Raw genomic sequence first — 14,313 nt, 5'->3', positions numbered from 1 at the left:
TAGATAAGGCAAGCAGAGCGCGCAATCCATCTCTCTTTTCTTACCCCAGGGAAATTCCGTGAAAAGAGATGGTATTGTGCGTTTTTGTTTTTGATGGAAGGAGAAGCGATGATGGAACACAGAGAGTACATGGAGCTTGCGCTTAAACTTGCGGCGGCGGCACGCGGGCAGACAAGCCCGAATCCCATGGTCGGTTGTGTGCTTGTAAAAAACGGGGAAGTCGTTGGTATGGGTGCCCATTTAAGGGCTGGGGAAGCGCACGCGGAAGTGCAGGCGCTGCGCATGGCGGGCACGAAAGCGAAAGGCGCCACTGCCTACGTAACGCTGGAACCGTGCAGCCATTATGGACGAACCCCTCCCTGCGCGGATGCGCTTATTGAACATGGTGTGCAGACGGTGGTTGTCGCCATGCTGGACCCGAACCCGCTGGTGGCGGGCAGAGGAGTAGCCAAACTTAAGGAAGCAGGAGTAAACGTCCTGACGGGTATATGTGAAGCGGAAGCGAAACGGCTGAACGAAGTGTTTATTACCTTTATTACAACAGGCCGGCCGTTTGTTACCGTGAAAACTGCGATGACGCTTGACGGAAAGGTGGCGACATATTCCGGAAGCAGCCGCTGGATTACAGGTGAGGAAGCGCGTCGGGAAGTGCACCGTATGCGACACGAGCACGACGCAATTCTTGTAGGAGTTAATACGGTGCTAGCCGATAACCCGCAGCTTACAACCCGGCTTTCACCTGGCGGCAAAAATCCGATTCGTGTCATCGTTGACACGACGCTGCGCATTCCGATGGATGCAAACGTGTTAACGGACGGACAGGCTCCGACCTGGATTTTTACGACGGAACACGCGGACAGGACGAAGCGGGCGCAGCTTGAAGAGAAGAGGATCCGCGTTTTCTCCACCGGGGACGGCCCGAAAGTCGACATTGACTGCTTGCTTGCGACCCTCGGCGAACAGCAGGTTTCTTCGTTGCTGGTTGAAGGCGGCAGCCAGATAAACAGCGCGTTCTTACACGCGCGGGCGATCAATAAAGTCGTTGCCTACGTCGCGCCGAAGCTGGTAGCGGGCCAGAATGCTCCCACGCCGTTCGGCGGCCTGGGAATTGAAGAAATGGCGGATGCCATTTCACTTATGGATGTCTCGTTCGAAAAAGTGGGGAACGATATGAAAATTTCTGGATATCCGGTCTGGAGGTAAGCGTATGTTTACTGGGATTATTGAAGAAATTGGAACCATTCGCCGCATTCAAAGAGGGAACCGTTCCGCCGTCCTGGAAATTGCGGCTGAAAAAGTGCTGACAGATGTGAAATTGGGTGACAGCATTGCTGTGAATGGTATTTGCTTAACGGTTGTTGAGTTTTCTGGCCGCCATTTTACGGTGGATGTAATGCCGGAGACGCTTGACAGGACAAGCTTATCCGCTCTTGGCCCGGGTTCTCCGGTCAATCTAGAACGGGCGCTGGCCGTAGGGGATAGACTTGGCGGCCATTTCGTCTCCGGTCATGTTGACGGGACAGGCGTTATTGTCGACAAGCGTCCATACGATAATGCCATGTTGTTTGAGGTGCGGACTGGAGAGGAGCTTTTGTGGTATATTATTCCAAAAGGTTCCATTGCTATTGACGGGATTAGTTTAACCGTCGTTGATGTAGCGGGAGATGGCTTTACGGTATCCATTATTCCGCACACGCTGGAGGAAACGATCTTGCAATACAAAGGAAAGGGCGACCTCGTCAATTTGGAATGTGATATGCTTGGCAAATACATTGAACGGTTCATCGCTCGGCGCGACTTGCGTGATCGGGAAAAACAACCGACGCTTACGAAGGATTTTCTCGTCGAACATGGGTTTTGTTGATTGAGCGCTGGAAAGGAGTGGGGAATATGTTTCATTCAATTGAAGAAGCGATTCAAGATTTGAAAAACGGCAAACCGGTAATCGTCGTGGATGACGAAGATCGCGAGAATGAAGGCGACTTTATTGCGCTGGCGGAAAAAACAGACGCCGCGATGATTAATTTCATGGTTACGTACGGTCGCGGTCTTGTGTGCGTGCCGATTACAGAAGAGCGCGCCGCTGAGTTGAAACTTGAGCTGATGGTAGACAGGAATACGGATGCGTACGGGACCGCGTTTACCGTCTCCATCGATGAGAAAACAACCACTACTGGCATTTCCGCGCATGAGCGGGCACAGACGGTGCAGGCGCTGCTTGACCCGGCCAGCAAACCGGAAGATTTTCGCCGTCCCGGCCACATTTTCCCGCTTATTGCAAGAAAAGGCGGCGTATTGCGTCGGGCCGGCCACACGGAAGCGGCTGTTGATTTGGCGCGTTTATGCGGCGCGTATCCGGCCGGTGTTATCTGCGAGATTATGAACGAGGACGGAACGATGGCGCGGGTGCCTGATCTGGTGCGGATCGCTGCAAAGCACGGACTCAAAATGATTACGATTGAAGAATTAATCCGTTATCGCATGCGTTTCGACAAGCTCGTAAGGCGTGAAGTCGAAGTGGAGCTGCCCTCTGAATACGGACATTTTCGCATGGTAGCATATACGAACGATACAGATGATAAAGAACATGTGGCACTGGTTAAAGGAGACATCCATCCAGATATACCGACGCTTGTAAGGGTGCATTCCGAATGTCTCACTGGCGATGTGTTCGGTTCGTTCCGTTGCGATTGCGGTCCACAACTTCATGCGGCGCTCAGACAGATCGAAGAAGAAGGGCGCGGCGTGCTGTTATATATGCGCCAGGAAGGGCGCGGCATTGGCCTTATTAACAAACTGAAGGCGTATAAACTGCAGGAGCAAGGGCTTGACACGGTGGAAGCAAACGAAAAGCTGGGTTTTCCCGCCGACTTGCGGGAGTACGGCATTGGCGCGCAGATTCTTGCCGATTTGGGGCTGGGACAAATCCGCCTTCTGACTAATAATCCCCGCAAAATTAAAGGCATTGAAGGCTATGGCCTGTGTGTAGTGGAGCGCGTGCCGCTGCAGATGGAGGTGGTGGAAGCGAACGAACGGTATTTGCGCACGAAGAAAAGCAAGCTCGGCCATTTATTGAATTTATAATCGCTTTGCATTTGAACCATAAAGATATAGTAGAAAAATGGAGGAATGATGATGGCAAAAGTATACGAAGGAAATCTTGTGGGAACAGGGCTTAAAATTGGCATTGTCGTTGGACGCTTTAACGAGTTTATTACAAGCAAGCTTTTGACCGGCGCATTGGATGCGCTGAAGCGTCATGGTGTGGCTGAAGACGATGTGGAAGTTGCTTGGGTACCGGGAGCTTTTGAAATTCCGCTCATTGTCAAAAAAATGGCAGAATCCAGCAGGTATGATGCTGTCATTGCGCTTGGCACGGTGATTCGCGGCGCTACACCACACTTTGATTATGTATGCAACGAAGCAGCGAAAGGCATTGCGTCCATCGGACTGACCACTGGCGTACCTGCGATTTTTGGTGTGCTGACGACCGATACGATTGAGCAGGCGATCGAGCGCGCTGGCACAAAAGCAGGCAACAAAGGTTGGGAGGCGGCGGCCACAGCGATTGAGATGGCCAACCTGACAAAAGCTTTTGCATAATGCGGATAGCTAAATAATGTGCCCCTGTTTTCGCAACGGAAAGCAGGGGTTTTTTCACGAAAACGGGAAAACGGCAGAATTGTGCAGATGACAGGCATATGGTAGAATGAGTTGCAGCTTGATACGGTAAGGGGGAGCGGCATTGTTTTATTTTGACTGGGATTCGTTGCTTTATCGAGTGATTGCGTTTGTGATCGCGTTTTCTGTTCATGAGTGGGCGCACGCGTATGTTGCTTATAAATTGGGAGATCGTACGGCAAAAAACGAAGGACGTCTGACGCTCAATCCAATTAGCCATGTTGATCCGTTCGGGATGCTGCTGATTCTATTCGGGCCGTTTGGTTGGGCGCGTCCGGTGCCGGTAAACATGTTTCATTTCCGCGGCAACCGCCGTTTAGGCATGGTATATGTAGCGGTCGCGGGACCGTTGACCAACTTGATTTTAGCGTTTTTGTTTTTGCAGCTACATGTATATTTGCTTACGAGTGGTGTGATGAATACGTGGCCGACATGGGCTGAAACGCTTGCGGTAAACACGGTCGCTTGGAGCTTTACTATTAATGTAGCTTTGTTTGTGTTTAATATGCTCCCGTTTGCTCCGTTGGACGGTTCGAAATTTTTGCGTTATATTATGCCGCGTCGCTATGATGCTTTCTTTGAGCGAATGGAGCCGTACGGCATGTTTGTTCTGCTCCTGCTTATTTTTATTCCTGGTCTTGGCTCGATCATTTTGTACACACCATTTGAATGGGTGCGAAACATGCTGGTTTCCTTTGTACAGTAGAAAGGTGGACGATCGGTGGGAGTCGATATCAAACTTGATACGTTTGAAGGGCCGCTGGATTTGCTGCTTCATTTAATTGAACGGGCGGAAGTCGATATTTACGATATTCCGGTTGTAGAAATTACCGATCAGTATATGGAGCATTTATATATTATGCAGGAGTTGCAGCTTGATATCGCGAGTGAATTTCTTGTTATGGCGGCGACGCTGCTCGCGATTAAAAGCAAAATGCTTTTGCCGCGTCGCGAAGAACCGGTGTTTGATGAATGGGGCGCGGAGGTTTATGAAGAGGAAGGCGACCCACGGGAAGAGTTGGTGCAGCGCCTTTTGGAGTATAAAAAATACAAAAAAATCGCGGAAACATTCCGTGATCGGGAAAAAGAGCGGAGCCGTGTGTATACGCGACCGGCGGAAGATTTATCTCGATTCATTCCGGAAGATGAGAACCCGATCGCCAACGTGACGATTTACGATCTGGTAGATGCGCTTCAGAAAGCGCTAAAGCGAGTGAGCCGCAAGGAGCGTGCGGTGAAAGTGCAACGCGACGAGATTTCGTTGCGCGATCGCATAGAGGAAATCGAGCGGTTGCTTGCGGTAGCTGGCGGAAAAATATACTTCTCTCAACTTTTAGAAAAAGGAAACTCCAAAATCGAGATCGTAACGACATTTCTTGCGATCTTGGAAATGATGAAGAAGCGAATCGTTGTTTGCGAGCAGGACGGATTATTTGAAGATATTACAGTATCGCGGATGCAGGAGGATGCGGTATGATTGACATAGAACGGTTGAAGGCGATTGTGGAAGGGCTCCTGTTCGTAGCCGGGGACGAAGGAATTGAAGCAAAGCAGCTTGCTTCGATTCTCGATCTGGAAATCCATGAAGTAGTTGCCCTTATGGATGAAATGAAAAAAGACTATAAAGAACAGAATCGCGGTTTGCAAATTGTCGAGATTGCACAGGCGTACCAGTTTACGACGCGTCCGGAATTCGCGGAGTATTTTGAGAAACTGGCGCATACGCCGTCACACGCAACGCTTTCGCAAGCGGCGCTTGAGACGCTGGCGATCATCGCGTACAAGCAGCCGATTACGCGTCTGGAGCTGGAGGAAATCCGGGGGGTAAAATGCGAGAGCGCAATTAATCGCCTAACGAGTAAAAATTTAATTAAAGAAGTGGGCCGGGCTGATACAATAGGCCGTCCGATTTTGTACGGTACAACCAAAGAGTTTCTTGAATATTTTGGCCTGCGCAGTCTGGATGAACTGCCGCCTCCACCCGAATTCCCTGCGGAAGGCTCCGAAGTCGAAGAAGAAGAAGCGTATCTTTTCTATCAGAAAAATAAAGCAGAACCTACACCCTAAGCGGATACAGAGCGCTTAGGGTTTTATTATTAGTGGTTGCGGGTGATAAGAAGCTAAAATTTGTTTGAACGCTCATAATCTCCTGGATGAGCCATATACATGTACATAGATGGGACAGGACAAACTGTGCAAATGGCAAAGGGGGATCGGAGTGAAAAAGCTCGTTTTTATACTCATTGCTTTTCTGATGATGCTGCCGCAACCGACGATCGCTGCCGGGCCCGCGCTTCCGCCCGTGTCTGCGGAAACCGCCGCACTTATTGACGTCGCCACCGGACGCATTCTCGCGGAAAAGCAAGCGGACAGACGAATGCGTATTGCCAGCCTGACAAAAATTATGACAGCTATTGTTGCGCTTGAAGAAGGGAATAGTCAGGATATTGTCACAACGCCGAATAGCGCATACGGCAAAGAGGGCTCCTCCATTTATTTGAAGCGTGGCGAAAAAATGAAAATGGAAGATATGTTGTACGGCTTGATGCTGCGTTCGGGTAATGACGCTGCCGTGGCGATTGCCGAACATGTGGGGGGCTCTATCGAAGGCTTTGCTCGTCTTATGAACGAAAAAGCGGAATATATTGGCATGCACTCCAGCCATTTTACGAATCCACATGGACTTGATGATAGCGACAATCACTATTCTACAGCGCGGGATATGGCGTTGTTGACCGCGTATGCCCTGCGCAACCCGGAATTCCGCAAAATCGTTTCCACACAAGTAAAATACATTCCGTGGGAAGAAGAGCAATGGGATCGCAAGCTGGTGAACAAAAATAAAATGCTCCGCCTGTATAAAGGAGCAGACGGGGTAAAAACGGGATACACAAAACTGGCGAAACGGTGCCTATCTTCTTCCGCTACCCGGAACGGACAACAGCTTGCTGTCGTAGTATTAAATGCGCCGCAGGATTGGGAAGACTCCATGAAATGGTTGGATTACGGATTCAGCCAGTTTCCGCGCACGGAGGTTATACGCGCGGGCGAACGGGTAGGCGAAGATAAGCGGGAAGATGGCGTACTTGCCTATTATACCAAGCAAGCATTCTCCTATCCGCTGTCGCAAGAGGAGAAATCGCGGATAGAAAAGCAATTGGTTCGCAATATTCGAGGGCCGTTCCTTGAGATTAGGCTTGATGGTAAACTCATTGGGCGGGTAGCGCTTACGATCGAACAGGAAACAGTGGCACAGGCGATCGGGAACCGCTTTACATCGAATCTGGAATCGTTCTTCAGGACGATGCTGGAGGGGATGTAGATGGTAAATTATATTTGGGCGGGTATGATTTTTATCGGAATTGTGACCGCGTTTGTAACAGGAAATGTGGACGCGGTCAACAAGGCGGTGTTCGAAGGAGCCAAAACCGGCGTGACTGTTACGTTTGGGTTAATCAGTATTCTTATTTTCTGGATGGGTGTGATGAAAGTGGCGGAAGAAGCGGGCCTGCTGGACAAAATGGCTCGCCTGCTTGGGCCGCTCGCCCGCTGGTTATTTCCTACCGTACCGAAAGATCATCCTGCTTTTGGCTACATTCTTTCAAATATGACGGCCAATCTCTTTGGTCTTGGAAATGCGGCGACGCCGATGGGGATAAAAGCGATGCAGGAGCTGCAAAAGCTAAATCCTGATCCGAAGACCGCCACCCCAGCGATGTGTACGTTGCTTGCTTTAAATACCGCTAGTATGACGCTGATTCCCACTACGATTATCGCGATCCGCATGAATTACAATTCGGCCAATCCGGCGGAAATCGTCGGAACGACCCTTCTTGCCACGTTTATCGCTACTACAGGTGCTATTCTGATCGATCGCTGGTACCAGAGAAAGGAGTGGAAGCGGTAATGTATGCCCTTGTTACACAATTGTCCGTCTGGGCGATTCCGTTCCTTCTTTCATACGTACTTGTATACGCGCTCTATAAAAAGGTACCGGTCTATGACACGTTCATCTTCGGCGCGAAGTCCGGTTTTGGAACTGCCATACGCATTATGCCCCACCTGGTTGGAATGATGGTAGCAATTACGATTTTTCGTGAATCGGGTGCGCTTGATGTGCTGCTTAGGCTGCTCCGTCCTGTGCTTGATCTTGTACATTTTCCAGCGGAGGTTCTGCCGCTCTCGCTTCTGCGTCCCATTACCGGTTCGGGATCGCTTGCGATTACAACTGATCTGATCGCGCAGTATGGTCCAGATTCATATATTGGTCGCCTGGCGAGTACGATTCAGGGAAGCACAGATACGACATTGTACGTGCTTACGGTGTACTTCGGCGCGGTGGCGGTGCGTAACACAAAGTATGCGCTGAAAGTCGGACTCATGTCCGATTTTATTGGCGTGATCGCTTCGCTTCTTGTCGTTTGGTTTGTGTTTGGATAAGTTTTATATCTTTTCCGGAGCGGGGGTAGTGTAAAGAGATAGCGCTACCCCGCTCCAAAATATACGGGTATAAGAAAGCGCATTCATCACATGCTTGACAAAAGGCCCCCTTATTCATTATATTTTACTTAAGTTATATTTTGCTTAAATCTTCCATCAAGCATGTTACCTTAAGTGGGCATAAGCTTGAGAAGCTAATTTTTTGCTTCTTAAGCTTATGCCCACTTTTATTTTTTTTTGAATTTTAAAAATAAAGGGAGGAAATAGGATGATGAATGTATTAAGTGCATTACAAAAAATCGGTCGCTTACTTATGATGCCGATTGCGGTCTTGCCGGCAGCCGCAATTCTTTTGGGAATCGGTGCCATGAAATTTCAAAATCCATTCATGGCACACCTGGCCAAAATTTTTTCGGCAGGCGGAGGGGCGATACTTGGAAATCTGCCGATGTTGTTTGCCATTGGCGTTGCCATCGGTTTGACGGATGGAGCCGGTGTTGCCGGGCTGGCTGCGACGCTTGGTTATTTTGTTCTAACCAATGTGTTGAATGTTTTTGATGTTATTGGGCCGAATGGAGAAAAGATTGTTCATTTAGATATGGGGGTAATAGGGGGGATTATTACTGGTGCTGTGACAGCTTTTTTGTATAGACGATACAAAGACATTCGACTGCCGCAAGCGCTTGGCTTTTTTAGCGGAAGCCGATTTGTTCCGATTGTTACTGCGCTGGTGATGGTTGTTTTTGGTGTGGTGATGGGCTATGTATGGTTGCCGGTGCAAAATGGTATTCATGCACTGGGAATGTGGATTGTTTCGGCAGGTGGAATCGGCATGTTTTTATACGGCTTGTTAAATCGCTTGCTAATCCCATTTGGCTTGCATCATATTTTGAATTCAATTACATGGTTTCAAATCGGGGAATTTACCAATGTAGCAGGGGATGTTTTTCATGGCGATTTATCCAGATATTTTGCGGGCGATAAGACGGCAGGGATGTTTATGACAGGGTTTTTCCCGATCATGATGTTTGGGCTTCCGGCCGCTTGCATAGCTATGGTCAAGGAAGCCAAACCGGAAAAAAGAGCTTTCGTTTCATCCGTATTGCTATCGGCCGCTTTCGCTTCGTTTTTGACAGGGGTTACGGAGCCGATTGAATTTTCGTTTATGTTTTTAGCGCCGCTATTATTTATCATACACGCGATTTTAACGGGTCTTTTTATGGCTTTCACGTATTTGTCAGGGATGCATTTGGGGTTTGGTTTTTCGGCAGGTTTCATCGACTATGTTCTTAACTGGCATTTGGCTACCAAACCGTGGTTGCTGATACCGTTTGGAGCCGCTTGCTTTATCGTGTATTATTTTGTATTCCGGTTTTTCATTCGCATGTTTGATTTGAAGACGCCGGGACGGGATGAGGTTCCGACTGAATCGGGAACAACGTTCAAAGAAGAGGGCAATGCTTTAGAAATGAAGGAAAGGGCGATGTCTATTCTTCCGTTGATTGGCGGAGTCGAGAACATCAGGAATATTGATGCGTGCATTACCCGTTTGCGGCTAATCGTAGGTGATGATTCCCTTGTGAAAGACGAGGAGTTAAAAAAGTTGGGCGCAGCCGGCGTTATGCGTTTAGGAAAAGGAAATGTACAAATTGTATTTGGAACAGAATCGGAACTTATTAAAGAAGAGATAAAATCACTACTGAATCAAAGCGCAAGCTAAAAATTTTTTATGAAATTTATACCATAAACTTTTGAAGTTAAGCATGAAATGGATAGGGGAGGTTGTTGTGGTGAAGACAGTAGTATCCGGAATTCTAAACCAAGAACGCCAGCAGATTTTAATTGAGGATGGAATAATTACAGCAACCGGGCAACTTTCGAAGACAGATTTGGAAGGCGCTACATTGATTGAGACAAATGGAGAGTTGTATCCGGGTTTTATCGATATTCATGTGCATGGCGGCGGGGGAGCAGATACGATGGATGCCTCGCCTGAGGCATTCCAAACGATTGCCAAAACGCATGCGGCACATGGTACAACAGGTCTCTATTTAACGACTATGACCGAAAGTCCGGAGCGTATTCAGCGAGTGATGGAAACATTGGAGCCTACCTTTCAATCTGAAGGAGCTCAGGTGTTAGGGTTTCATCTGGAAGGCCCGTTTATTAATCCCGATTATCCGGGAGCGCATGCACAGCAACATATTATAGAGCCGAATATTGAACTTCTTGCAGAATGGATCGAACGATCGCGACATCAAGTGAAGATTATAACAGTTGCTCCGGAGCTTCCGGGGGCGGAGGCATTGATTCGCTTTGCCACTGAACAGGGAATCGTAGTATCGATGGGCCACAGTGCCGCTGACCTTTCTGATGCGCAGCAAGGAAAAGCATGGGGGGCACAGAGTGTTACTCATCTTTTTAATGCAATGAGTAGATTTCACCATCGCGAACCGGGGCTTGCTGGATTTGGTTTATCGGATGAGGAGATTTATGTTGAGTTGATTGTCGATTATCGGCATGTCCATCCGTTTGTAGTCAAAGCGATGATGCGAGCTATGGGAGAAGAACGGCTGCTTTTGATTACTGATGCGATGCGGGCGGCGTGCATGAAGGACGGGATATATGAATTGGGTGGACAAATGGTTTTTGTTCGGCAAGGAGTGGCGACTCTTTCCAACGGAACGATCGCGGGTAGTACATTGACCATGGATCAGGCAGTCAGAAATTTGCTCGATGCAGGAACACTGGGAAAACAGGAAATATCCAGGGTCACTTCCCAAAATCAGTCCCGCCTTCTTAAACTTCGCAAAGGGGTGATTGCACCTTCATTTGATGGAGATATCATCGCATTCGATGAACGGTTACAGGTGACGCATACCATTGTCCGCGGAAACTTAGTATTTAGAAAGTAAATTAGGAGGATAGGGAATGGATATTCGGATTTTTTCGGCAGCCAGAGAAGGCGCTATTTATAGTGCAACTGTTATTGAACAGATTATCAAGAACCGTGCGTATCCGGTTCTTGGATTGGCCACAGGTTCGACGCCGATTCCTCTTTATTACGAGTTGATTCGAATGCATCAGTGGGGGCTTGATTTCTCCCGCGTGACAACGATTAATCTGGATGAATATGTGGGGATTTCTGCTGATCATCCGCAGAGCTATCGTTATTTTATGAAACGCTATTTATTTGATCATGTGAATATCGATCAATCAAGAACATATATTCCAAGGGGAGACGCGGAAGATCTTGAACAGGAATGCCAACGGTATGATCAGATTATTCAATTGAATCCTATTGATATTCAAATCTTAGGAATCGGCATTAACGGGCATATTGGATTTAATGAGCCGGATGTTTCTCTAAAATCGAAAACGCATATTGTTAAGCTTGCCCATGTGACCATTCAGGCAAATGCCAGATTTTTCGAAAGTCCAGGTGAAGTGCCTGAACATGCCATCACGATGGGGTTGCAGTCGATTCTATTATCCAAACAAATTTTGCTGTTGGCATTTGGGGAAGAAAAGGCGCAAGCTGTGGTAGAAGCTGTGTATGGGGATGTGCGGACAAGTTTGCCCGCCAGTATTCTGCAACTTCATCCTAACGTTACCTTTGTACTTGATGAGGCCGCTGCCGCCTTACTTTTGAAAAGAGAGAAAAACAGGGGATAAACATGCGTGAGGGGATTGATTATGGAACGAAAGATTGTGCAAGTTTTATCTCATAATGTAGTGCTTGCCAAACTCTTATCCGGAAATAATTCCATAGTATTTGGAAAAGGTATCGGATTTAAAAAAAAAACGGGGATTTAATCGATCCGGCCGCTATCTCGCAGGAGTTTCTCTTGCATACGGCAGAAGCGATTGAACATTATCAGCAAGTGATTAAGATGGTAAACTTTCCGATTATTGCAGCAACAGAAGAGGTGATTGCGCTGGCGATTCAAAAATTGTCGGGCCCTTTCTCTGATACAATTCATGCAGCCTTGATTGATCATATTAACTTTGCCATTGAGCGAATTAAAAGAGGGATTTATTTAAGCAATCCGTTCGTTTTTGAAATTAAGTATCTATATCCCGAAGAATATAAAATCGCGGAAGAAGCGGTTGCGTACTTGAATAAGAAGCTTGATGTTACTCTCCCGGAAGAAGAGATCGCATTTTTGGCTACACACTTTCATTCAGCCCGATCTTTTTCTGATAAAAAAGTAGCTTTGGGGATTGCACGGATTGTTTCCAAAATCTTAGATCAGCTAAAAGCCGAAGGGTATAAGATGGACGATTCGTTTTCTATGATTCGTTTTGTATCGCATTTAAAAGCCTTGATTGATCGTGTAAAGTCCGGCAAAACCATAGATAATCCACTTATTGAGAGTATTCGTGAGCGGTATTCGGACGGATTTGCAAAAGCGCGAAAATTAGCCGACATCATTGCTGAAGAGTTAGGCAAGGATGTACCGGATAAGGAGATCGGTTTTTTAACGTTACATTTGGAACGTTTGCCTTATGAATTTCAATAGGTAAAAGATGATTCGTTATCATTCATCGTAGAAAACCGCATGTTCACATAAGAATGGCAGGAGCGGTTTTGCTTTATAGAAAGGAGACAAATCATGTTTAAAAGGTGGTTTGGAGAGAAAGACACAAGAGAAGTCATTATGGCTCCCTTACATGGTGAAGTGGTCAGAATAGAAGAAGTGCCTGATCCCACCTTTTCAAAAAAAATGGTAGGGGAAGGAGTTGCGATTATACCAAAAGAAGGGAAAGTTGTCTCCCCTGTAAAAGGGGAAGTTGTTCAGGTATTTCCGACGAAACATGCTGTTGGCTTGCGTTCAGAAAAAGGAGTGGAACTATTGATTCATATTGGCTTAGAAACCGTCTTTATGCAGGGAGAAGGGTTTGTCGCTTATGTAAGAGCCGGGGATAAAGTAAAAGTTGGGGACCCGCTTCTTGAGTTTTCCATAGATTTGGTAAAAGAAAAAGCGAAAAGTGCGATAACACCGATTGTCATTATAAATCCAGATCGAATGGACCAAATCGAAATGGAATGGCCTAAAGAAGCGAAAATGGGAGAAACGTCCATTATGAAAATGAAAGTGAAATGATGAGAAAAGGAGTTCATTTTACTTATGATCGAAAAGAAAATAATCGTTAATCTTCAACAAGGTCTTCATGCTCGCCCAGCTGCTCAACTTGTAAGTAGAGTAACTTTATTTAATAGCGATATTTCCATTGGTAAAAATGGTAAATTTGTAAATGCGAAGAGCATAATGGGGGTTATGTCGTTGGTGATTGCCAAAGGGGAAGAAGTCACATTGACCGCAAATGGAATCGACGAACAAGAAGCGATTGCTTTTTTGGAGCAATTTTTGCTAGAAGAAAGAGGATGAGCCCAGCTTTTTTTGTTTGCGCGTTGTATCCGGGCGACGGGAAGGGTATGATGGGAAAGGAGGGTGATACATACATGGAACGATTGCAGAAAATTATGGCCCGGGCAGGGGTTGCTTCCCGCAGAAAGTGCGAGGAACTTATTGCGGCTGGTCGCGTGAAGGTCAACGGAGAAGTAATTCGGACGCTCGGTTTCAAAGCCGATCCAGAGCGGGATGAAATTGAAGTGGATGGACAAAAAATCGTGCTTGAAAAACATGTGTATTTTCTGTTAAATAAACCGGTCGGCTATATTACATCGGTCACTGATCCGCAAGGAAGAAAAACGGTGCTGGATTTGATGGAGCATGTTAAAGAACGGATTTATCCGGTGGGAAGGTTGGATTACGATACGTCCGGCCTGCTGCTTCTCACGAACGACGGCGCGTTCGCCAACCGTATCATGCATCCGCGTCATGAACTGGATAAAGTCTATGAAGCAGTCGTGAAGGGAAGAATAGGAGAAGAAGCGCTTATGCGGCTGTGCAAAGGTGTGATGCTGGAAGACGGAATGACAGCGCCCGCGCAGGCGGAGCGGCTTTCCTACGATGAAAGAAACAGAAGAAGTGCCATCCGGTTAACCATCCACGAGGGACGCAACCGGCAGGTGCGCCGGATGTGCGAAGCGGTGGGGCATCCTGTGTTGAAGTTAAAGCGGGTTCGGCTCGGGTTTCTGACGCTGGATGGTGTGCCAGAAGGAAAATACCGCCCGCTAACAAAAGAAGAAGTGGATGGGCTTTTGTCTCTTTAACATAGGCAGAT

18 protein-coding genes are annotated in these 14,313 nt (G+C 47.3%); all 18 read left to right on the top strand.

Annotated elements, in window-relative coordinates; translation table 11 throughout:
- Positions 1-108 precede the first annotated feature (108 nt).
- The 18 genes from ribD (at position 109) to ACH33_RS12715 (ending at position 14,302) form a co-directional block, all read left to right on the top strand.
- Entirely contained in the window at positions 109-1,203 is a 1,095-nt protein-coding gene (gene ribD / locus ACH33_RS12795) for a bifunctional diaminohydroxyphosphoribosylaminopyrimidine deaminase/5-amino-6-(5-phosphoribosylamino)uracil reductase RibD (protein ID WP_057899374.1), read from the top strand.
- A 4-nt stretch (positions 1,204-1,207) separates the two neighbouring features.
- Positions 1,208-1,864, top strand: coding sequence for a riboflavin synthase (ribE, locus tag ACH33_RS12790; protein ID WP_057899373.1), 657 nt, complete (start codon positions 1,208-1,210; stop codon positions 1,862-1,864).
- A gap of 26 nt (positions 1,865-1,890) precedes the next feature.
- Positions 1,891-3,084, top strand: a complete 1,194-nt coding sequence (locus tag ACH33_RS12785; protein ID WP_057899372.1) for a bifunctional 3,4-dihydroxy-2-butanone-4-phosphate synthase/GTP cyclohydrolase II — start codon at positions 1,891-1,893, stop codon at positions 3,082-3,084.
- Between the two features lie 51 nt (positions 3,085-3,135).
- Positions 3,136-3,603, top strand: a complete 468-nt coding sequence (gene ribH, locus ACH33_RS12780) for a 6,7-dimethyl-8-ribityllumazine synthase (protein WP_057899371.1) — start codon at positions 3,136-3,138, stop codon at positions 3,601-3,603.
- 142 nt (positions 3,604-3,745) lie between these two features.
- Positions 3,746-4,387: a site-2 protease family protein gene (locus ACH33_RS12775; protein WP_057899370.1), complete on the top strand. Its 642-nt coding sequence runs from the start codon at positions 3,746-3,748 to the stop codon at positions 4,385-4,387.
- A gap of 15 nt (positions 4,388-4,402) precedes the next feature.
- Positions 4,403-5,158: a segregation and condensation protein A gene (locus ACH33_RS12770; RefSeq protein ID WP_057899369.1), complete on the top strand. Its 756-nt coding sequence runs from the start codon at positions 4,403-4,405 to the stop codon at positions 5,156-5,158.
- Positions 5,158-5,748, top strand: a complete 591-nt coding sequence (gene scpB / locus ACH33_RS12765) for an SMC-Scp complex subunit ScpB (RefSeq protein WP_057900377.1) — start codon at positions 5,158-5,160, stop codon at positions 5,746-5,748. Before ACH33_RS12770 ends, scpB begins: the two co-directional genes overlap by 1 nt.
- Positions 5,749-5,899: 151 nt before the next feature.
- Entirely contained in the window at positions 5,900-7,003 is a 1,104-nt protein-coding gene (locus ACH33_RS12760; RefSeq protein WP_057899368.1) for a D-alanyl-D-alanine carboxypeptidase family protein, read from the top strand.
- Positions 7,004-7,588, top strand: a complete 585-nt coding sequence (locus ACH33_RS12755; protein ID WP_057899367.1) for a nucleoside recognition domain-containing protein — start codon at positions 7,004-7,006, stop codon at positions 7,586-7,588.
- Positions 7,588-8,121 (top strand): spore maturation protein, encoded by a 534-nt coding sequence (locus ACH33_RS12750; protein ID WP_057899366.1) that lies wholly within the window; start codon positions 7,588-7,590, stop codon positions 8,119-8,121. The genes ACH33_RS12755 and ACH33_RS12750 overlap by 1 nt, the downstream gene beginning before the upstream one ends.
- A gap of 268 nt (positions 8,122-8,389) precedes the next feature.
- The gene (nagE, locus tag ACH33_RS12745) at positions 8,390-9,841 is read left to right on the top strand and encodes an N-acetylglucosamine-specific PTS transporter subunit IIBC (protein WP_057899365.1); all 1,452 of its coding nucleotides are present in this window, start codon (positions 8,390-8,392) and stop codon (positions 9,839-9,841) included.
- 70 nt (positions 9,842-9,911) lie between these two features.
- Positions 9,912-11,036: an N-acetylglucosamine-6-phosphate deacetylase gene (gene nagA / locus ACH33_RS12740; protein ID WP_062731158.1), complete on the top strand. Its 1,125-nt coding sequence runs from the start codon at positions 9,912-9,914 to the stop codon at positions 11,034-11,036.
- A 16-nt stretch (positions 11,037-11,052) separates the two neighbouring features.
- A complete protein-coding gene (gene nagB / locus ACH33_RS12735) occupies positions 11,053-11,796 on the top strand; it encodes a glucosamine-6-phosphate deaminase (protein ID WP_057899363.1) in 744 nt (247 codons plus the stop codon).
- 21 nt (positions 11,797-11,817) lie between these two features.
- Positions 11,818-11,937 carry a CAT RNA binding domain-containing protein gene (locus ACH33_RS20145; RefSeq protein ID WP_236781884.1) on the top strand — a complete coding sequence of 40 codons (120 nt, stop codon included), beginning with the start codon at positions 11,818-11,820 and terminating at the stop codon, positions 11,935-11,937.
- 32 nt (positions 11,938-11,969) lie between these two features.
- Positions 11,970-12,644 (top strand): BglG family transcription antiterminator, encoded by a 675-nt coding sequence (locus tag ACH33_RS12730; protein WP_236781883.1) that lies wholly within the window; start codon positions 11,970-11,972, stop codon positions 12,642-12,644.
- Positions 12,645-12,737: 93 nt separating this feature from the next.
- Positions 12,738-13,229, top strand: a complete 492-nt coding sequence (locus ACH33_RS12725; protein ID WP_057899362.1) for a PTS sugar transporter subunit IIA — start codon at positions 12,738-12,740, stop codon at positions 13,227-13,229.
- Positions 13,230-13,253: 24 nt separating this feature from the next.
- On the top strand, positions 13,254-13,514 hold the full coding sequence (locus tag ACH33_RS12720; protein WP_057899361.1) for an HPr family phosphocarrier protein: 261 nt from the start codon (positions 13,254-13,256) through the stop codon (positions 13,512-13,514).
- 74 nt (positions 13,515-13,588) lie between these two features.
- Entirely contained in the window at positions 13,589-14,302 is a 714-nt protein-coding gene (locus ACH33_RS12715) for a pseudouridine synthase (protein ID WP_057900376.1), read from the top strand.
- Positions 14,303-14,313 lie beyond the last annotated feature (11 nt).

Source organism: Aneurinibacillus sp. XH2, assembly GCF_001439585.2.
GTDB lineage: Bacteria > Bacillota > Bacilli > Aneurinibacillales > Aneurinibacillaceae > Aneurinibacillus > Aneurinibacillus thermoaerophilus.
This window is presented reverse-complemented; position numbering and strand designations above follow the sequence as displayed.